The 19,925-nt window shown below is 60.9% G+C and carries 20 protein-coding genes; 6 read left to right on the top strand and 14 right to left on the bottom strand.

Translation table 11 applies throughout. The annotated features are described in order from the left end of the window. Positions 1–81 precede the first annotated feature (81 nt). Positions 82–753: a hypothetical protein gene (locus tag F4X08_02835; GenBank protein MYD24733.1), complete on the top strand. Its 672-nt coding sequence runs from the start codon at positions 82–84 to the stop codon at positions 751–753. A gap of 73 nt (positions 754–826) precedes the next feature. Here the strand turns inward: F4X08_02835 and katG are convergent, their stop codons facing one another. Next, positions 827–2,959, bottom strand: coding sequence for a catalase/peroxidase HPI (gene katG / locus F4X08_02840; protein MYD24734.1), 2,133 nt, complete (start codon positions 2,957–2,959; stop codon positions 827–829). 271 nt (positions 2,960–3,230) lie between these two features. Here katG and F4X08_02845 point away from each other — a divergent pair, with 271 nt between their 5' ends. Then, positions 3,231–4,100, top strand: coding sequence for a DUF4377 domain-containing protein (locus F4X08_02845; GenBank protein MYD24735.1), 870 nt, complete (start codon positions 3,231–3,233; stop codon positions 4,098–4,100). Between the two features lie 99 nt (positions 4,101–4,199). Further along, entirely contained in the window at positions 4,200–4,937 is a 738-nt protein-coding gene (locus tag F4X08_02850) for a phytanoyl-CoA dioxygenase family protein (protein MYD24736.1), read from the top strand. A gap of 12 nt (positions 4,938–4,949) precedes the next feature. Here F4X08_02850 and F4X08_02855 read toward each other — a convergent pair whose 3' ends face one another. Together F4X08_02855 and F4X08_02860 are read right to left on the bottom strand one after the other, a co-directional pair. Continuing rightward, positions 4,950–5,708: a DUF1295 domain-containing protein gene (locus tag F4X08_02855; protein ID MYD24737.1), complete on the bottom strand. Its 759-nt coding sequence runs from the start codon at positions 5,706–5,708 to the stop codon at positions 4,950–4,952. After that, positions 5,709–6,848 carry a DUF1295 domain-containing protein gene (locus F4X08_02860; protein MYD24738.1) on the bottom strand — a complete coding sequence of 380 codons (1,140 nt, stop codon included), beginning with the start codon at positions 6,846–6,848 and terminating at the stop codon, positions 5,709–5,711. A gap of 105 nt (positions 6,849–6,953) precedes the next feature. Here F4X08_02860 and F4X08_02865 point away from each other — a divergent pair, with 105 nt between their 5' ends. Beyond that, positions 6,954–8,369 (top strand): hypothetical protein, encoded by a 1,416-nt coding sequence (locus tag F4X08_02865; GenBank protein ID MYD24739.1) that lies wholly within the window; start codon positions 6,954–6,956, stop codon positions 8,367–8,369. A gap of 5 nt (positions 8,370–8,374) precedes the next feature. On the opposite strand, the gene F4X08_02870 is transcribed toward F4X08_02865, so the two are convergent. From F4X08_02870 to leuB, 5 genes are all read right to left on the bottom strand, one after another. Next, complete coding sequence (locus F4X08_02870) at positions 8,375–9,178, bottom strand: phytanoyl-CoA dioxygenase family protein (protein ID MYD24740.1); 804 nt, start codon at positions 9,176–9,178, stop codon at positions 8,375–8,377. A gap of 3 nt (positions 9,179–9,181) precedes the next feature. Continuing rightward, the gene (locus F4X08_02875) at positions 9,182–10,315 is read right to left on the bottom strand and encodes an SDR family NAD(P)-dependent oxidoreductase (protein ID MYD24741.1); all 1,134 of its coding nucleotides are present in this window, start codon (positions 10,313–10,315) and stop codon (positions 9,182–9,184) included. A gap of 53 nt (positions 10,316–10,368) precedes the next feature. Continuing rightward, positions 10,369–11,295 (bottom strand): phytanoyl-CoA dioxygenase family protein, encoded by a 927-nt coding sequence (locus tag F4X08_02880; protein ID MYD24742.1) that lies wholly within the window; start codon positions 11,293–11,295, stop codon positions 10,369–10,371. 119 nt (positions 11,296–11,414) lie between these two features. Then, positions 11,415–12,521 carry a citrate synthase/methylcitrate synthase gene (locus F4X08_02885; GenBank protein MYD24743.1) on the bottom strand — a complete coding sequence of 369 codons (1,107 nt, stop codon included), beginning with the start codon at positions 12,519–12,521 and terminating at the stop codon, positions 11,415–11,417. 13 nt (positions 12,522–12,534) lie between these two features. Beyond that, positions 12,535–13,620 carry a 3-isopropylmalate dehydrogenase gene (gene leuB / locus F4X08_02890; protein MYD24744.1) on the bottom strand — a complete coding sequence of 362 codons (1,086 nt, stop codon included), beginning with the start codon at positions 13,618–13,620 and terminating at the stop codon, positions 12,535–12,537. Positions 13,621–13,791: 171 nt separating this feature from the next. Between leuB and F4X08_02895 the strand changes: the two genes are divergently transcribed. Continuing rightward, positions 13,792–15,015: a MerR family transcriptional regulator gene (locus tag F4X08_02895; GenBank protein ID MYD24745.1), complete on the top strand. Its 1,224-nt coding sequence runs from the start codon at positions 13,792–13,794 to the stop codon at positions 15,013–15,015. 401 nt (positions 15,016–15,416) lie between these two features. Then, positions 15,417–16,202: a hypothetical protein gene (locus F4X08_02900; GenBank protein ID MYD24746.1), complete on the top strand. Its 786-nt coding sequence runs from the start codon at positions 15,417–15,419 to the stop codon at positions 16,200–16,202. A 117-nt stretch (positions 16,203–16,319) separates the two neighbouring features. Here F4X08_02900 and F4X08_02905 read toward each other — a convergent pair whose 3' ends face one another. From F4X08_02905 to F4X08_02930, 6 genes are all read right to left on the bottom strand, one after another. Then, positions 16,320–16,520 (bottom strand): hypothetical protein, encoded by a 201-nt coding sequence (locus F4X08_02905; GenBank protein ID MYD24747.1) that lies wholly within the window; start codon positions 16,518–16,520, stop codon positions 16,320–16,322. Continuing rightward, on the bottom strand, positions 16,508–16,729 hold the full coding sequence (locus F4X08_02910) for a helix-turn-helix transcriptional regulator (GenBank protein ID MYD24748.1): 222 nt from the start codon (positions 16,727–16,729) through the stop codon (positions 16,508–16,510). Before F4X08_02910 ends, F4X08_02905 begins: the two co-directional genes overlap by 13 nt. A gap of 17 nt (positions 16,730–16,746) precedes the next feature. Continuing rightward, positions 16,747–17,166 carry a hypothetical protein gene (locus F4X08_02915; GenBank protein ID MYD24749.1) on the bottom strand — a complete coding sequence of 140 codons (420 nt, stop codon included), beginning with the start codon at positions 17,164–17,166 and terminating at the stop codon, positions 16,747–16,749. A gap of 138 nt (positions 17,167–17,304) precedes the next feature. Further along, entirely contained in the window at positions 17,305–18,162 is an 858-nt protein-coding gene (locus F4X08_02920) for an inositol monophosphatase (GenBank protein ID MYD24750.1), read from the bottom strand. Positions 18,163–18,180: 18 nt separating this feature from the next. Then, a complete protein-coding gene (locus F4X08_02925) occupies positions 18,181–19,116 on the bottom strand; it encodes a class I SAM-dependent methyltransferase (protein ID MYD24751.1) in 936 nt (311 codons plus the stop codon). Further along, complete coding sequence (locus F4X08_02930) at positions 19,046–19,858, bottom strand: aminoglycoside 3'-phosphotransferase (GenBank protein MYD24752.1); 813 nt, start codon at positions 19,856–19,858, stop codon at positions 19,046–19,048. Before F4X08_02930 ends, F4X08_02925 begins: the two co-directional genes overlap by 71 nt. Positions 19,859–19,925 lie beyond the last annotated feature (67 nt).

Raw genomic sequence — 19,925 nt, forward strand, 5'->3', positions numbered from 1 at the left:
AAGGCGCGCATCGACGAAAAAGCGCGCGAGAAAGGAATGGCGCGCTTCAAAGGAACGGCAAACCGAGAATAGGAGATCGGGATGGCACCCGGACTGTTCGCCGCGCTTGCGGTCGTGTTCCTGACGCTGCTCGGTATTGGAACGCGCTACTACGTCTTTAGCGACCTCAACGCCATACACAGCCTGTTGAGTCTGTTTTTCTCGGCCAATCTGCTGGTTTGCTACTGGGAGATCTGCCTGTTCCTCAAACGGGACTATATCGAGGAACGCACCGAATACTGGCGCGCCCGGAAACGCGAAACGGGCCGTACACCGGCGGTCGAGTTTCTACGGACCAGGGTGCCTTTGAGGCGGATATTCTCCCCGACGGTGTGGGCGGACGTCTGGGCTACATATTCCCTGATCGACGGGTCGTTCTCGGACCGCCGCACCTGGGGGTTTAACGTCGATGTCGCGAACGGATTCTTTACACCGATTCCGACCCTGGTCCTCTACGCGGCCCTAACCTTGAACATCATGCCGGCTGTCCTGGCCGGTATGCTCGGGCTGGTACTTTCCTGGCAGTGGACCTACGCCACGTCGGTCTACGGGGTCAGCTTCTTCATGGCCGGGCGGCAGCGTCTCATCACCAGGACCGAGCTACTTGGCTATGTCGTCGTCCTGAACGCACCCTGGGTGCTCTTCGGGTTGCTGGGCATGTACGTGTCGGCGCGCCTGATCCTGGACGGCGACTACCGCGTGCTGGGCTACTGAACCGCGGCCTGCGCCTGGCGTGCAACGCGAGTCATGCCCGGCGGGCCGAATTATCGTCCCGCACACGCCAAGACTACGCCAGGTCGAACCGGTCCAGGTTCATCACCCTGGTCCAGGCGGCCACGAAGTCGTTCACGAACTTATCCCGCCCGTCATCGCTGCCATAGACCTCCGCGTAGGCCCGAAGCTCGGAGTTCGAACCGAAGACCAGGTCCACCCGGGTGGCGGTCCACTTCACCTCGCCGGTCTGACCGTCGCGTCCCTCGTACACGTCATCCCCTTCGGACGAAGCGCTCCACGCGATATCCATGTCGAGGAGGTTCACGAAGAAGTCGTTGGTCAGCGTTCCCGGCCAGTCGGTGAGCACGCCGTGCTTCGACTGCCCGGTGTTCGCGTCCAGGGCCCGCAGGCCCCCGACGAGCGCCGTCATCTCGGGCGCGGTGAGGTTCAGCATGTACGACCGCTCCACCAGCAGGTCTTCCGGCTTGCCGTCCTGGCCGGCCTGGAGGTAGTTGCGGAACCCGTCCGCGGTGGGTTCGAGCACGGCGAAGGACTCCGCGTCGGTCCATTCGTCCGTCGCGTCGGTGCGTCCCGGCACAAAGGGTACCTGCACGCCATGACCGGCGTCCCGGGCAGCCTGTTCGACGCCCGCGCATCCGGCCAGGACGATCAGGTCGGCCAAAGAGACCCGCTTGCCGCTCGACTGCCCTTTGTTGAACTCCGCCTGGATCTGTTCAAGTTTCGGTAACACCTCGCCGAGGGCGGCCGGGTCGTTCACTTCCCAGTCCTTCTGCGGGGCGAGGCGGATGCGCGCGCCGTTCGCGCCACCGCGCTTGTCCGTGCCGCGGTAGGATGACGCCGCGGCCCAGGCCGTCGAGACCAGACGTGAAATGGACAGGCTGGAGGCCAGGACCTGCTCTTTCAGGGCGGCGACGTCCTGCTCGTCGATCAACGCGTGATCGACCGCCGGGACGGGGTCCTGCCAGAGCAGCGATTCCGCGGGGACCAGCGGACCGATATACCGGCTGCGGGGGCCCATGTCGCGGTGAAGCAGCTTGAACCACGCCCTGGCGAAGGCGTCTTCCAGATCCGCGGGACGCTCGAGAAAGCGCTCGGTGATCGCCGCGTATTCGGGGTCCGCCTTCAGGGAAAGGTCCGTGGTGAGCATCATGGGAGCATGCTTCTTCGAGGGATCATGGGCGTCCGGCACGTTGGCCACCTCGGCGGCGTTCCTGGGCGTGTACTGCGATTTGCCCGCGGGACTCTTCGTCAGCTCCCACTCGTGGCCGTAGAGGTTCTCGACGAACTCGTTGTCCCACTTGACCGGGTTGCTGGTCCATGCGCCTTCCAGACCGCTGGTGATCGTATCGCCGGCCTTTCCGCTTCCGTGGCTGCTCTTCCAACCGAGACCCTGCTGATGAATACATGCGCCTTCCGGCTCGGGACCGACATGGTCCTCGGGTCCGGCGCCGTGAGCCTTGCCGAAGGTGTGTCCGCCGGCGATCAAGGCGACCGTCTCCTCGTCGTTCATCGCCATATTCTTGAAGGTCTGGCGGATGTACTGCGCCGCCAGTGCCGGGTCCGGATTGCCGTTCGGCCCTTCCGGGTTCACGTAGATCAGGCCCATGTGGTCCGCCCCGAGCGGGCACTTGAGCTCACCGTCTTCGCTGTGGCGCTGGTCGTCGAGCCACGTCGTCTCCGAGCCCCAGTCCGTCTCGTCCGCCTCCCACACGTCCGGGCGGCCGAAGGCGAAACCGAAGGTCTTGAACCCCATGGATTCGAGCGCACAGTTGCCGGCGAAAATGAGCAGGTCGGCCCAGGAGAGGTTCCGGCCGTATTTCTTCTTGATCGGCCAGAGCAGGCGGCGCGCCTTGTCCAGGTTCCCGTTGTCCGGCCAGCTGTTGAGCGGCGCGAAGCGCTGGTGGCCGGAACCGCCGCCGCCCCGTCCGTCGAAGATGCGGTAGGTGCCCGCGGCGTGCCAGGTCATGCGGATGAAGAGTGGTCCGTAGTGGCCGTAATCGGCGGGCCACCAGTCCTGCGAGGTCGTCATCACCGCTTCGATGTCTTTGCGAAGTGCATCGACGTCGAGGTCCTTGACCGCCTCGGCGTAGTCGAATTCCTCGTCCATCGGGTCGGATTGCGGCGCGTTCCGGCGCAACGGTTTCAGGTCCAGTTGATCCGGCCACCAGGTCTGGTTGGTCGTCATTTCGATCCTCCGTTAACGTGTGCTGGATGATGGTAAAACCTATGGGATGCGCAGTTTGTCGGACATAGGAACTTACAGCTAGGAAAAATACCGATTTTACCCGTGCTCAGGCAAGAGGAATATGGGGGAAAATGAACGCTTTCGTGGAACCACCTCGCCGCAGAATCGTCTTGATGATACAGAGGAAATGTTGCAGTTTTAAATACAGATCCGGTAGTTCCATCCAGGGCAAGACACCAACCAGGCAAGACACCATCCAGAGCACGATACCATGGCATCCTCGTATACTCAAACCTGTCGCTGCGAAAGCTTCTTTCTGCCGCTCCTGGTGGCCCTTTTCACTGTCAGCGTTTTCGCCGGCTGTGACGGCGACAAGGATCCGACAGGCCCCGGCCCGGACGGGCAGGAGTACATCGAGACCCGGGTCGTTACTGTCGGCCCCACTCTGGCCAAGTGCTATGGCGTGGGCCTGCGAACCTGCATGGTGGTCGACGGCGGTTTTTTCTACGATGCGATCGAAGGTTTCGAGTACGAGACCGGCTACAACTATCGCCTCAGGATCGGAAAGTACGATCCATGGGGCGGGCGGGAGCCGCCGCAGGACGCCAGCCGTTACGCCTACCGATTGCTGGAGCAGTTGGAGAAGAACCCGGCGCCTTCCACGAAGGTAACCCTGACGGTAGGTCCCGCGCGTGTTGTATGCGCCCGGAGCGACGACTTCTGTCCGGTGGTGAATGGCGTGCCGTACGACGACACCATCAACGACTTCGATTACGAGGCGGGCTACCACTATGTCCTCGAGGCGAACCGGTACGACGATGGCCGGTACGTCCTGACGAGCGTGGTCTCGAAGACCAGGGCTGAAGGAACAGAGGATGAAGAAATCACCATCGATTGGGGAAGGGTCGAGTGCGGCGACGGCCATCCCGGGTACTGCAAGGTCTTCAACGGCACCCCCTACCGCGGCGAGATTGTCGGCTTCCACCCGAGGCACGAATTCGACTACCGGCTGCGCGTCGAGAAGTTCAGCATGTCTCCCGACGACATGACCGGATCACCCGGCAGCATGACCGGATCACCCCTGGTTCCGGCTTACGGCTATCGTTGGCTGGAGACACTCGAGGAAACGCAAGGCGGTTGATTCCGCGGCTCGGTACCGGTTACCGGAGCACGCGTCGCTAAAAAACGGCGATAACCAGGTTCCAGGTAGGGTGAACGCCGCCATTCCAAAGAGGTGCTCATGTTGAACGACGAACAAGTCATTCGTTACCGGGAAGACGGTTTTCTCGTTTTCGAATCCCTGTTACAGGGCGAGCGACTGGCCTGGTACAAGCAGGTATTCGACGAACTCGTCGCCGAGGGCAGCCGATTGACCGGACAAATGCCGCACTGGTCACTCGAGCTGAACGAACGGGGCGAACCTCGGGCGGGCTTGCTGCACAAAGTCCAGGGGGTATGCGTGGTCGAGGAACGCGTGCTGGAACTGGCGCGCGAACCGGCGATCGTAGACCGCGTGGCCGAGTTGATCGGCGAGAATCTCGACGTGTTCGGCACCAAGTTCTTTCCGAAGTTGCCCGATGGCGGTACGTCGACGGGCTGGCACCAGGACAACTTCTATTTTGGGACCGATACGGATCGCATCGTCAGCTGCGGGATCTACCTGGAAGATGCGGACGTGGAGAATGGTTGCCTGCGGGTAGTGCCGGGCAGCCACCGGATCGGCGAAATTGTCGAGCACCGCAGTGAGCTAAGCAGGCATGGCAGCTGGACGAAGGTCGATGAGGCGCAGGCCGTGGACCTGGTTATTCCCGCGGGCACGGTCGTGCTGTTTTCCGCCAATCTCCTGCACGGCGCCTACGACAACCACAGCAGCCGCACCCGCTACAGCACGGCCTGGCACTATATGCCCGAAGAACTCAATCCCGAGAAGTTCCTCAAAGGGGTTTACGAAGACCGGCACGTGGCGAGGAAGGTTTGAGCGAGCTTCTCTTCAGTACACCCCAGGAATAAGAGCCCAGCGACCCGGCGGATAATCCGGTAAGCGTTCCCGGTACCAGCGGTGATTGCTGTGGGCTCTGGGGACCAGGTTGGCGATCGTGAAGACACAGAACGCCAGCCCCGCGAGCGACCAGGTCGCAATCGCCCATCCCGTCCATTCCAATATCTCACCGAGATAATTCGGGCAGGAGACATACCTGAAGGCGCCACGGTCGGGGATGGCGTACCCTTTTCTTCCCTGTTTCCGCAGGCACACCAGAATGTGGTCGCTGTGCAAGTTTAGTAACATGCCACACGCGAAAACCAGCAGTCCGATCAGAAAACACGGCTGGGTCAACCATGAAACGCCGTACTCGCCGAAGTGAGATATGAACCGGGCGTTCACGTATGCGTTCAGTACATTGAAGAAGAACCCCGATGCCGCGGCGACCAGGGGCATGCTTCGCCCGGTGCGGATCCGGAACGGGTAAATGAGCGTCCGGTTGACGTAGTGGAACTGCCACATCGCCAGGAACACCAGCGGGACTGTGTCCCACGTCGCGTTTCCCTGCAGATAGATGTACAGGAACAGGAAGACCGCCGGGAACTCCATGCCGATCCATCCTGCCCTGCTGGAGACGGTGAGTCCCCAACCGGTTCCCTTAAAGTGTCGACCGTATGGTGCCGGTCTCCAGAGCACGAACAGGAAGGCCGCGGCGGCCAGTACGAATATGGTCCACACGACCAAGCGATAGATCTCGGGCTCTGACATTTAGTAGATCCCCGGCACGATCCGGTACTTCACCCGCTCCCGATATTCCGCCCACTTCTCGGCGCCGTATTTCTCGGCGCAGTGACGGTCGTCGTCCCATTGCCGGTACATGAACAGGGACACGATGAAGATGAAGTAGGTCCAGGCCCAGAAGTTCGTGAAGTAGCCGAATATCAGGGCGATGGACAGGGCAAGGAACCCCTCTCCCATATAGTTTAAGTGGCGGGCGACGCCCCACAGGCCGCTGCACAGGATCCTGCGTTCGCCGGCCTGGATGTACTTCGGCGCGATGAGGCCGAGGAACTTGCGGTCGGGCCATCGCTTGAAGGTGTATTTCTGCAGGTTGGCGCCGCGCGAGATGCTCCAGCCGAACAGGAACAGAGCGGACGCGCCGATGAGCCAGAAGTTAGTCCAGGCGGGCGAGAATTCGGGGTTCGGGTGAGCGGCCATGCCCCACAGTGGGAGAATGAACAGCCAGCCGTAGACCACGAGGCAGCCCCAGATCAGCTTGAAGCCGACATTCTCGTGGATCAGGTCGTAGGTATAGAGCTGTACGCGCTCGAAGACCATGTAGTCCATGATGTAAAAGGTGAAGAACGCCGCGTAGAGGATGACGCCCGGATTGGCGTTTTCGCCGAAGAGCTCGTAGTGATACACGGCGCCGGACAAGGCGTTGAGCGACAGCATAGTTCCCCCGACGACGTACATGTACATCTTCACGTCGATGCGTTCGTTGAAGAACGAAATCTCCTGCGCGCGGCCGAACCACCACGCCAGGAACCATTTCTTCACCTTGCCTTCCGGTTGAGTAAACACGGCGATCAGGGTGAAGATTATGCTGAAGACCGTTCCACCGGCCACGGCATAGACCGAGGACCGGTAAAACCAGTCGTGGGGAAGCCCGGTGAGTTCAAGCGCCCACACGACGATCGCGATCAAGAACACGAGCATGCCGTTCAGGCGGTAGTTGCGGGGCTCACCGGTCTCCGGGTTGACGACGTAGCCGGGGACCCACCTGCCGGGAAGCATGAGCTGGACCACGAAAAACACGGCGTAGATGATCAACGGGGTGAAGAATCCCCAGATGGCTTCCGTCCGGGACAGTTCGAAAAGGTGTTCGATACCCAGCCATTCGATCATGATCGAATTCCCCTTTCTAAAATGTGATGTGGATGCTTTATGTTAGTCTGTATCAACTTGCGGCGAAAGGAAAACGACGACACAGGGTCCGAAGAAAGGAAAACCATGGACGCGTCAAGCCATTTGAGCGCCGGCGCGGCGATGATCGACATATCCCCACCCGAAGGAACGCATCTGGCGGGCAGCGGGGCCGGTGACCACCGTCCGACCCAGGCCGTGATCGATCCGCTCTATGCCAAAGCCATCGTATTCCAGGCGGGCGGGCGGCGCGTCTGCCTGGTGATCCTGGATCTCACCATCGTCACTGGTGACTACACGGACCGGGTCCGCGCGGAAATCTGCGAGCAGACAGGCATTGAACGGGACGCGATCATGGTCCAGGCGACGCAGACCCATTCCGCCCCGAGCCTCGGCTACTTCATGCTGGATCCGGATTTTCCGCTGGAGACCAGCGAGGAGACGGAGTATCTGCGCGGGGCCGAACGCGCTTATGGCGATCGGGCCGCGTCTGCGGCCGTAGAGGCCGCGATCGAAGCAGCGGGCAGGCTAGAGCCCGCTCGTATCGGGCTGGGCCGCGGCGTGTCGGGTGACCTGGCTTTCAACCGGCGTGGCATACGCCGGGACGGCACCATATTCATGCCCAGGCCACAGGGTCGGGAGCGGCAGCCCTTCGGGATCTCGGATGTATGCTACCTGGAAGGTCCCATCGACCCGGAGGTGGGCGTGTGCTGCGTCCAGGATTTGAACGGAAAACCGCTGGCCTTTCTTCTGCACTACACCTGTCACCCGGTCAACGCGTACGGTAACAGCGAGACCTTCCTGGCCGCGTCTGCGGATTGGCCCGGCGCCTGGTCCCACGAGATGCAGCAGGCCTTTGGTGCCGACACAGTTCCGCTGGTCGTCAATGGGTGTTGTGGCAACATCAACCCCTGGCATCCCTACGACCCGGATTTTCAGCCGGACCACCGGCGGATGGGCCACGGATTGTCCGGCCTGAGCGAACATATCGTGCGCGAGATGACGTACGCTGAAGAAGCCGCGCTGGATACCCGGATCGACACGATAGGCCTGCCTTTTCGGGGAATCCCGGACGAGCGCCTGCGTGAAGTCGATGCGATACTCACCGAGCATCCGGAGCCGCCGCGTGAAGCGGACGGGCAGGTGGATCCGCACTGGTTCCGGGCGGCATCGACCCGCAGCGTCGAACTGTGCAGGCAGCGGGACGTTGCGTTCAGCTACGAGATCCAGGCCTTTCGCATCGGCGACCTCTGTATTATTGGACTTCCCGGGGAACCCTTCGTGGAAGGGCAACTGGCACTCAAAGTAAACTCGCCGGCTTCCTATCTGTTTCCGGCACATCTCACGTCGCACTATGTAGGTTACCTGCCGACAAGGGAGGCCTATCCCCGTGGTGGGCACGAGGCCAACGAAGACGTTACCTACTGGGCCAAGCTCGCCCCCGGCTGCCTTGAAACCGTGATCGAGCGGGCGCGGGACATGGTGCAGGAGCTGTTTGGGTAATCGAATTACCGAGGGTCGTCCTCGACATCCAGGACGTAGCGCGCCAGCGGGGACAGGCGTTGGGCCGTCTCGGCCTGGAGATACTCCCGCTGATTCGTCTGCTGGGGGTGTTCACGGGCGATGAAGGCGCAGTGCAGAGCGCGCCGGGGGGCGTCGCTTCGGTTTACATAGGAGCTGTGCCAGAGGCTGCCGTTGAATACGGCCACCGAACCGGCGCTTCCCGTCAGGTATACCTGGTCGGGGTGGTCCGCCAGACGATCGGCTATGTGGTCGGTAATACGGCCGGGTATCCGGTGGCTGCCGGGTACGCATCGCGTCGCACCGTTGATCCGGGTGAAATCGTCGAGCATCCACATGGAGTTGACGACGTGGTAGGGTCCGCAGGGCGCGGCGGGTTGGCCCCAATCGGCGTGCAGGATTTGCAGCCCGCTTCCGGGCAGCGGGTCGTGCCCGTTGAGCGAGTGCAGCTTGAACGGCCGCTGCAGGACATGGTAGACCGCCGTCAAGAGCTCGGGCTGCAGGTAGACCGCGTCGAATACCGATCCCTTGTTAATCAGATCGGCAAGCCGGCGCAAGCCTTCCATCTGCGCGACCTCCTCGCCGGCCTTGTCGCCTTCGCGGTCATGGATCTCATCGAAAGCGTGGCGCAAACCGGCGAGCCAGTCCGGCGAGATGATTCCCTCCAGCACGATGAAGCCATCGGTGTCCAGCGCCCTGCGATGCGCGGACGTCAGCGACCAGGGTACGAATCCCCGTTCCAATAATTTGCCGTCCAAAGCGGAACTTCCCGAGGTTTGATTCTCGTGGATTGATTACGGATTTGCGTTGCGCACTGTGCGGTGTGCAGCGTTTTGCGCGAGGGTCCCGACCCACCGTTCCGACTGCTCCCACAGGCGTTTCGAGGCGTCAGCGTCCAGGCTGTCAGCGCTCGGTTCGGCGACGGCGCAACGCTCGTAGTATTTACTCCCTTGCAGCGGGTGCTGGCTTGCACACATCACGATGGTCTGCGCCCCGGCAGTCGGGGACAGCAGGACCAACGAGGCCAGCGCGGAACTGATACGATGCGTAACCTTGCCGATCCGTCCTCGAAACGCCTGCGGCAGGGTCAGGTTGGTCATCACGACGCCCGGGTGTACGGCCACCCCGTGCAGGTTGTGTGATTCGGCGAATCGTCTTTCAATTTCAAAGGCCATGTGATTCATCGCCAGTTTCGACTTGCCGTACGCGTCCCAGGAGTGGTAGCGCGGCCTATCGTGGGGTGGCAAATCGCCATGCGGCAAGTTGCGGCGCGACAAATCGCGGTTCGGCCGGTGGCGGTGCGCAATCTCGCCAAAAAGATCCGCGTTCCCAGCCCGGTCGTGGAGTCCGGAGGACACGTTGACGACCCGCGCGTCGCCGCTTTCGAGTCCGCCTGTCTGCAGGAGGGGCAGCAACGCCCAGGTCAGGTGAAAGGCGCCGAGATAGTTGGTCCGCCAGTGGACCTCGAAGCCATCTTCGGTCAATGGTGCTTCGCTGCGCGGGGCCAGGGTCTTCCTGTGGATGCCCGCGTTGTTGACCAGGACATGGAGCTTGCCCTGGTGTCGGCCTCGGTACCAGTTGGCGAAGGCGGTGACGCTGTCCGGATCCCGGAGATCGAGTGCATGCGCAGTGAGGTTGTCCGCGTCGGCGCCGCGCTTGCGCAGATCATCTTTCAGCGACGATCCCATCAAAGCGACATCGCGGACCCGGGTCGCCACGACCGTCGCGCCCCAGCCAGCGAGGATCCTCGCGGTTACGTACCCGAGCGAACCGGGTGACGCCCCCGTCACGATCACGTGGCGCCCCGATAGATCGACCGGCGCCGCCATCGGTTTGGGCAGAAACATCCGCACCAGGTGCTGGGCAGTTTTGGTAAGGGGATTGGGCATATCCGGGTGTATCCAGGTTCGGGCCGGCGTGGTTTCCATGGTACGCGCTGCGATGCTTGCCGCGATGCGCGCCGTGACACCCACCGCAACGCCTAACGCGGCTCCCGCTTGACCACGTCCAGGTCCCAATCCCTCCAGTAGTACTTTACCGGATCGTACTCATCCCAGTTCTCGTAAACCTGGTCCCACGTTAACCAGTTCATGTGGGGCTGGAGGGAATCCTCCCGGACAGGGTGGCTTCTCGGCTGGTACCGGTAGTCGGACGACAGCCGGAGCCGGTCGCCGGAGAGGTTGTCCCGGCCCTGGTGGATGGTCAGGCTGTGCAGGATGATCACGTCGCCGCAGGCATAATCGCCACCGACCCACGCGGTAGCGTCTTCGACGGGTACCTGGCGTCCGCCCGGCCCCACGCCCTCGGTCGTCTCCAGCATGCCGCCGCGGTGGGATCCCCGGTTGACGGCGAGCCCGCCGAGTTCCTCCGGACAGTCACCCAGCGGGATCCAGGCCGTCCATGTCTCGTCCGAACCGCCGATGAAGTAGTTGTCCTGGTGAGGCGGGGTCGAGTGGGCGTTCGTGTCCGGGAACACGAGCCGGCAGATGTTCCGGCTGTGGGCAAGCACGGGTTCTCCGAACAGCACTTCGAGCATACCGATCACAGCGGGATCCAGGGCCAGTGCGTGGAAGTCGCGGATCCGCTGGACATCATCATAGAAAGCCTGCCATCGGGAGTCGTCGCCTTCGAACACGCTGATACCGGAATTCGCGATGCCGGCATTGAGATCCGATCCGGGGGCAAGCCACCCGTGTTCCCGGCACACGGCGAGTACCTGGCGCCGGACCTCCATCACGCGCGCCGGATCGAGCAGACGCCGGAAAAACAGGCAGCCGTGCTGCGCGGCGCGTTGCAGCAGTTCGTCAGGGCGCGCCAGCAGTTCCGTCGCGTCCTGCAGGGCGTGGATCTGCTTCATGTCGACCATCGCCATAGACTGTTCCTTTCCCAGTATGACCCTGGTGACCATTCCGAAATCATGCCGATATCCGTATCGATGTCTCAAGTCGATATTATGCGGAGTTCGAACGCGATATGCCAGCGTTAAGTCGATGATGAGCGTAGCAAAGCGCCGCCTGTGGAATCGCGCTACCGTTCGTCAATGGGCGCCCACTGCCTGGTCTTATCGCCCGAGTAAAGGGACTCCGGACGAAAGATGCGGTCTACAGCCCGCTGCTCGATGCAATGGGCGGTCCAGCCGGCGACGCGTCCCACGGCGAACATGGGGGTGAAGAGGTCCGGGTGGAGACCCAGCCCCTTGAGGACCAAGGCGGTATAGAACTCGACGTTGGTCTGCAGGCGCCGGCCGGGTTTGTATTCTTCGAGGAGTTCGAGGGCGGTTTTCTCGACGTGCACGGCCAGGGCGTACAGGTCGTCTTCACGGTCGAAGAATGCGCGGGCTGCGCTCGAAAGGACGTCGGCCCGCGGGTCGCGAACCCGGTAAACCGCGTGTCCGAAGCCCATGAGGCGTTCACCGGATTCGAGTTTTGCACGAAGGAAGGACTCGGCGTTTTTGACGACGCCGATCGCTTCGAGCATCGAAATGACGGGACCGGGTGCGCCGCCGTGCAGCGGCCCCTTGAGCGCGCCGATCGCACCCGTAACGGCAGAAACGAAGTCGGAACGCGTGGAAACGATGACCCGCGCCGTGAAGGTGGAGGCGTTCATGCCGTGGTCGATCACCGTGTTGAGATAGGTCGTCAGTGCACGTACACGGTCATCGCCCGGGATTTCACCGTGCAACATGTACAGCAGATTGGCCACATGGCCGAGACCGGCTTCAGGTTCTACCGGCTCTTTGCCGTGCAGCAGACGCCAATACGCCGCCACGATGGTCGGCAAGCCGGCCACCAGGGACCGGGCGTCGGCCGTGTCGTCGATGGAAGGAAGGGACGCGACGGCCATGCGGACGGCGTCGATGACGGGGCGTCTTTCTTTCGCTGCACCGCGCAGCAGATCGAAGGTGACACCGGGCAGCGGGCGGCTCGCGGCTAGTTCACCAGCGAATCCATCAAGGGCGACCGCGGTGGGCAGCTTTCCATGCCACAGTAGGTATACCATCTCCTCGTAAGTCGCGCGTTCCGCGATCTCCTCGAGTGGATATCCCCCGATGACCAGTATGCCGGCTTCGCCATCGACATGACTCAGGCGGGTTTCCGCTGCAACGACGTCCTTGAGACCGGGTGAAAATGACATGGTATGCTTCCTGTCAGGGAATTCGTGTTATCCTGTTAACCACCAGATCGCCCATTTCCGAGGTGGATACCCGCTTTTGATCGTCGGTTCTACGGATGTCTGCCGTTCTGTAACCGTCTTCGATCACCCTGCCGACCGCACGATCGATCTCGTCGGCGCCGTCCGGACATGCCAGGCTGTGTCGCAGCATCAGGGCGCCGCTCAGGATCATTGCGATGGGATTCGCGATGTTCTTCCCTTCGATGTCATTCGCGCTCCCGTGTATCGGCTCATACAGCGAAGTGCCGTCCAGTGAGATCTCCGCGGATGGAACCATTCCGATAGACCCGGCAAGCACAGCCGCCTCGTCGCCCAGTATATCGCCGAACATGTTGGGCATGACGATCACGTCGTACTCGGCGGGCCGCTGAATCAGGTTCATGGCGCCGGCGTCGACGATTTCATGCCGTGTATCGACATCGGCATAGTCCGGTGCTACTTCATCGACGACATCGCGCCAGAGCCTGGAGGATTCGAGGGCATTCCACTTCGACATCGAGGTCAGTCTGCCACGCCTTTGGCGCGCCAGTTCGTATCCGTATCGCGCCAGTCGTTCGACCTGGAAATCGTAGTACTCGATGGTGTCGACGGCCCTTCTGCCGCTGGGGGTGACTTCGTTGAACTTGGGTTGTCCGTAATAGGCGCCGCTGGAAAGCTCCCGCAATATGATGAAGTCAACGCCCTCGCTTATGATATCGGCTTTGACCGCGGACGCGTCTTCCAGCCCCGCGTACAACCTGAACTGCCGCAGGTTCACGTAGACGTTTAGTTCCTGCCGTAGTCGAATCAGGGCATGGTCCGCCCGGTCCTGCATGTCCAGGTGGTCCCATTTGGGGCCGCCCACCGCGCCAAAAAGAACCGCATCGCTGCGCCTGCAAGCTTCCACGACCTCATCGGACAATGCGACGCCCTGTGCATCGAGCAGTGCTCCCCCGACCAGGTGGTAGGTGAAGACGAGATCCAGTTGGTGCCGCTCCCCCACAGCCTTCAGTACCTTAACGGCCTCGCGGGTGATTTCAGGTCCGATCCCGTCACCGGGTAATACGGCAATTTGGTGCAAAGTGTTGCTCCTATATCAGGCAGATGGCCAGAGGGTCCGTCTGTATCTAACAAAAAGTGATTTGACATATTGTCAATATTGATTAAAATATCAATCAACATAAGTTTTTGAAATGGGACATACCCCGGCGGGCCATCAATCCGAGCGGCCATCAAAACGAGAGGATCTTTCATGAACAGCCGAAGATACATGACATCCACCGAAGCGGCTTCCGCGCTGAACGTCAGTCCGTCGACGCTCTATGCGTATGTAAGCCGCGGCATGATCCGGTCCGAAGCAAGCGGCGACGGCAGGCGGAAGCGGTTGTATCGCAGTGAGGACATCGAGCGGCTGAAGGCCCGCAAGCGCGCCCGCCGGAATCCGGGATGGGCGGTAAAAAGGGCCCTGCACACGGGAGATCCGATCCTGGAATCGGCGATCACGCTGATCACGGATGAACGGCTGTTCTACCGGGGCCGGGACGCGACGATCCTGGCGGCGAACGAATCGTTCGAACGCGTCGCGGCTTTGATCTGGACGAATGACAAGCGGTTTTCTTTTCCGATTTTCTCAAACACCTACCAGCGGGACTACCGCGAAAGCTGGTTGAAATTGAATAAGCTCAAACCCGTCGAACGCTTCCAGACGCTGCTTCCCCTGGCCGAGGCGGATGACCTGGCCGCACTGGACCTGCGACGGGACACGGTCGCCGCGACGGGCATGCGGATTCTCTGGTTCATGACAGGCGTGGCCACGGGCGAAGATCCGATGGGCGGGATCGCCCAGGCGGTGCGAAGGGCCTGGGCGCCGGACATTGAAGGCGCGGCGGAGCTGATCAATACGACCCTGGTGCTGTTCGCGGATCACGAGTTGAATGTATCGACCTTTACTGTGCGATGCGCCGCATCGGCGGGAACGACGCCCTACAGCGCGGTCTGCGCGGGACTCGCGGCACTGCGCGGCTATAAGCATGGCGCAGCCAGCGAGCGTGTCGAAGCGCTGTTTCAGGAGGCGGAATCGATCGGCAGCGTTGAACGGGCGATCGCCAACCGGTTGCGGATCGGTGAGAAGATCCCCGGGTTCGGGCACGCCGTTTACCGTGACGTGGACCCCCGGGCGAGCCTGCTGTTGCGCAAGCTGGAGGATCGGTTTCCGGGATCGAAGGACCTGCTGCTTGCGCGGGAAATCATCGAAACGACCCATCGTCTGGTCCCGGACCGGTACAACATCGACCTGGCCCTCACGGCGCTGGTTCGCGTTCTCAACATGCCCGAAGGCAGCGCCATGGCTCTGTTTGCCCTCGGCCGCACGGCCGGCTGGATCGGACACGCGATCGAACAGTATGAAAGGGACCAGCTCATCCGGCCGCGGGCCAGATACACCGGGTTGCGGCCGCCCAGTGTTTCCAGTTCCTGAATGGCATCCAAAAAACCGGCCCGTGGTGCGTCTGTTCACCCTTTTCCGGGAACCAGACAACCACCGCGACAGTAAAACAGGGTAGATACGCCGTCAGCCTCGACGTGCCCCGGAGGAAAGACCATGATCGGGCTCTGGATGTGCAAATGCTTCTCTTTTTTGCAGGCCAGGCTGTCTCTGGACGGGTTGGTGGATTTGTGCGGTCTGCACGTCAACTCGTTGTCTCGCAAGATCCTGCTGCCCGTCTCTACCTCTCCGGTCATTCGCGTCGACAGCGATTCAAACACAAACCACGGGTTGCCAGATGTCATAAGCAGCAGCTGGCAGTCGAGATCTCCTCCGTGACCTCATGTCCGTAGTTCCTTCCTGTTCACTTTCACACAGCAACAAGGGAGCTACCCATGTCACGGTCAAACCTGGTTTCCTACTTTTTGGTTCCTTTACTCGCGGTCACGTTCGTGGTCGCCTGGATCGGATTCTCAGATTCCACGCCGTCACCGCAGGTGAAGCCGTCAACGGAGCTGTCGCAGCCGGCGCAGTATACGCAATCGGTACTGGCCACCTTCGACACGAAGTACCTGGTTCGGCCCGTGCACCACGGACCAAACCATCCTCCGATCGTTAACGACCCGGTCTATGATCGATATCGCATCGTCCAGTTCCCTGCTGGTCCCGGGACGGACTTGGAGTTCGAGGGGGATCCGGCGTCGGACTATGAGGAGGACGTTATTACCTACCGGTTCGGTATCGCGATTCCCGGCAGGCTGGGCATTCGATCCCCCGAGGAAGCGCTGCTCTGCGTCGATCGGTATGGCAGTCGATTCATCATCCGGCCACGGAGTTCCGTAACGCCGGCCGAGTTCGCGTCTGTATACGGGAACGTCGGTATCGTTCCCGTATTGCCGGCGGTCATCTACGCCAGTGACGGCAAATCGGAAAGCAAGCCGGTGCTATTAAACCTTACGCTGGTGTATGACGAATCCACCGGGCATTCGAAGCCCTCCGATTCTATGGGAGGATATTTCGAGGAAAACACCGAGCCCGCTGACCAACTTGAAAGGGTATCGGATTCGTTTGTCATAACGCTTGCCGATCTGGAAAAAGTTGCGGCTGAATCCCGGGTATGGCGGCTTGATCCGCCGTTACCTTACACCGGTATGGTCCGGACGCTTCAGACCACGAGATAGAAGGACGTCTCGAGGCGAAGCGTCGCCTCGCATCGTGAACCGGTCGTTCGCGGCCAGGCGTGGCCCCGTGGATGGCGCGGGGCCACGTTATCCCTGACTTCCACAGAGGGAAAGCAGCTAGATGCTGCCGACGACCTCGACGGTCGGCACCAGCGTCCGCTGTACCGAGGTCCATGTTTCTGCGTTGTTGGCGCACAGCAAACCACTTCGGTCATCCACCTGCGAATACTCGGTGCCGTCCAGCCTTCGCACGAAACCGCCCGCCTCCTGCGCGATCAGGACGCCGGGGGCGTGGTTACTTGCGTCTATCCCCGACACCCGGTAGCGTCGACGAACTGAAACACTTCTTCGAGCGGCTCCCCGAATACGTGGGCTATCCGGAACGCAACTTCAAGCGACGGCGAGTATTTGCCTCGCTCGATCGCATTGACCGTCTGCCGGGTGACACCGACCCGGTCGGCGAGTTGCTGCTGCGTCATCTCGCCTTGGCGGAACCGCAGGATCCGGATCTGGTTGCGGATGCTCATCCTCGATCTAGCCACGTTCAGATCCCCCGGCGGTAGTAGACGATCTGCAACACGTTCTTCGTCACCTCGGATACGAACAACGAGATGAGAAGCAAGTGAGCCACCCAGACGCTGCCAACTGAAAAGATCAGCGCCGTGATCGCGCCAATGACGCCGAGACCCAGGATCCACGACGACCCGCTTTCTGCGCGCCAGCCAATGAGCCGATCACGCTCGTCGACCTCGTCCGACCGGCTGGTGGCTGCCGCGACGATGTGTCCTACGATATTTACGGCCACGATGAAGACGACCGCCACGGCGAAGACCGGCACGAAGGGCGGCAAGGCACTGACACCGTTTGACAGCATGCGGCCGGCGACAATCATGTAGCCGCCCAGGCCGATGAAGTAACTGACGAATTCAACCCAGACACTCTTCTCTTCAAAGGACATGTTCATGGCGTCTCCCAATGCGGACGAAATGACTGATATACTTGACATGATGTAAAAAATAATAGACATCGACTGGTGTGTCAAGAATTTTTGACATCAGCTGTTGTCCGGTACCTAAAGTCGTAGCGGAGCCTTACGCGGAGCCTAACCGACTACCGATACTGACGGCACCAGCGTCCGCTGTACCGATTTCCACGTTTCCTGGTTGTTGGCACACAGCAGCCCCTTGCGATCATCCACAGGGGAGTACTCGGTGCCGTCCAGTCTTCGAACGAAGCCGCCCGCCTCCTGCGCGATCAGGACGCCCGGCGCGTGATCCCAGACCAGGGTGCGATAGAAGAACAGGAACTGCAATTCGTTCTTTGCGAAAGAAGGATAGTTATAGCCGGCGCACCGGGTGCGTTCTATGAATTGGAAGCTATCCTTCGCCGCTTCGGCGGTGGGTTTGAGCGCATCCGGGAGATACCACGTCATGGCCACGCCACGGGCACGATCCAGGGGCAGGGGCAATGGGTCGACGACCAGGCGCGTGGAATCGGCGTCCAGGCGCCCACCATCCTGAACGGCACCACCTCCCTGGAATGCGCCACCTCCCCTTTCTGCACTCGTCAGGACGCCATCTAAAGGGTTGAGAATCCACGCTCCTAACGTCGTGCCCGCCTGAATAAGGCAGACCATGATGGCGAACTTCGGCTCACCTGCCGCGAAGTACCGCGTGCCATCCAGGGGATCGATGACCCAGACAGGCGCGTCCGTTTGCAACATGTCCAACAGGTCGGGATCGTCATAAACGCTTTCCTCGCCCAGGACCAGCGCACCTTCGATCAACCGGGGTAGGTGAGATGCCAGGAAGGCCTCGCACCGGGTATCGGCCGACGTTGTCAAATCGCCAGCACTCTTCTCGGAAACGTCCTCCCGACCCAGGTTTCTCCAAAGCGGCATGACGATCTGATTGGCCGCCTCGCGAAGGAGGGCCTCGACCTGGGTGTGGGGGATGTTCATCGGGAGACCTTCGTCTTTCTATGCCAGCGGCCTTCCCCAGGCAACCCTGGTCTGCAGCTGGAAGTGGATAATCCCTTCGTCATCGGAAAAGTCTGCGAGGATCCGGGACAGTTCGGCGTCGAAGTCCCTGACTTTACTGTCGCCCATGTGTTCCCTGGACATGCTCTCTCTCGAATGAAAGGACGCGACGTAGTCGTCTACAGTCTGGGAGAAGCCAACCGGGACCGTCCTTCTGTCTCCGGCCAGGAGCAGATGGTTTCGATCCACAAGCACCTTAATCAAGTCGATCTGTTGATAATGACGATTGGTGGAATACTGTCGTATGAGTTCGCGCTCCGCGTCGCTCCAGGGCGCATTGAAGGGGCGGTCTCCCTCAATGATCGCAACGTTCCCGTCCGGTGTCAGCAACTCATGAAACTTCCGGAACACCACGCTCCAGTCCATCCAATGGATGCTCGCTCCGGCGGTTACCAGCGAGTAGCCCGGTTTTAGCTCAACCTCTTCGACTCGACCCAGAATCCAGTTGAGTTTCGGATGGCTGCCCTTATCCAGGGATCTGCCCACGCGGATCATCTCGCGCGAGAAGTCGACCGCGTCCACGCCCGCCACGTGGTCAACGAGCGATCTTGCTATCCTTCCCGTACCGCACCCAACGTCAAGGACGCTTCCTCCCGTCACTCCGGGCAACCCCAACAGTATCCTGAAGGTTTCATCCGGATAAGGAGGCCTGCCCTCATATGCTTCCGCCATGCTTCGATGCTTGAAGCGGGCGGCGTATGCGTCCTGGTATTGAGGCAGTCTGGGCGGACTGCGGTTCAATACTGGCTCCGTGGTGGGTACAGGTTTTGCGTCTCCCGTCGCGGTGTCGTTCGCGCGCCTTTTCCTATTGAAAAACAAATTCGAAAACGCTTTGCCAGGTCCCCATTTTCTCTCGGTCGGGATGCTCGAGACCATAGGCGTGGAAAAACGGGGAGATCCACTCTTCGCCCAGGTTTCTCTGTATCGTCCAGCTCGCGGACACGAAATCCAGGTACCGGTCGCCGACACCCGCGAAACCAAGGTCTATGAATCCGGTCAGTTCGCCGTCCTTGAACAGGACGTTGGGCAGGCAGTAATCGCCGTGTGTGAAGACCAGGTCTTCCTCTTCCGGAACGGCCTCCTTTATATCAGACAGTTTGTCGAGAAGAATGGTTCGGTGCTCGCCTTCCTTTAACTGGTCGTCCAGCGCACCGCTTTCGATCAACTCTTCCGCCCACTGAAAGAACCGCGACATGCGCCAATCCATGGGACAGGATCCGATATCCAGTGCGTGTACATCGCGCAGGCCCCGTGCGAACTCCTCCACGAGGCGCGCTGGATCGCCGGTCGCTTCCGGATGTATTCCCGATACGCCTTCCAACTGCGTCATGAGCAGGTACTGCGTATCGCCTTCCACGTGAAAACACCGGTACTCAGGCACAGGGAGTTTGTCCTGCAACCAGGTAAGGGCCACGGTCTCCGCCAGCAGGTCCAATTCCTGTGGTCTCAGCCGGATGTCCCTCGTCTTCAGGATCAGACCGCTCTTCAGCGGATGCGTGTAGAGGAATACGTCGGAGCAGGATTCGGTCCGGAGGTTTCGGCCGTCGGAAGAATAGCCCCTCAGGCGGGACTGGACGGGTTCGGGAAGGCGATCAGAAGCGGACGGATGGGAACGCATGGTTTACTCATTAAATCGATAGCAACCGGCATCAGCAGCTTCAGCAGGATACTGTACCGCCTGGGTT

The sequence above is a fragment of the Gemmatimonadota bacterium genome (assembly GCA_009841265.1).
Taxonomy (GTDB): domain Bacteria; phylum JAAXHH01; class JAAXHH01; order JAAXHH01; family JAAXHH01; genus JAAXHH01.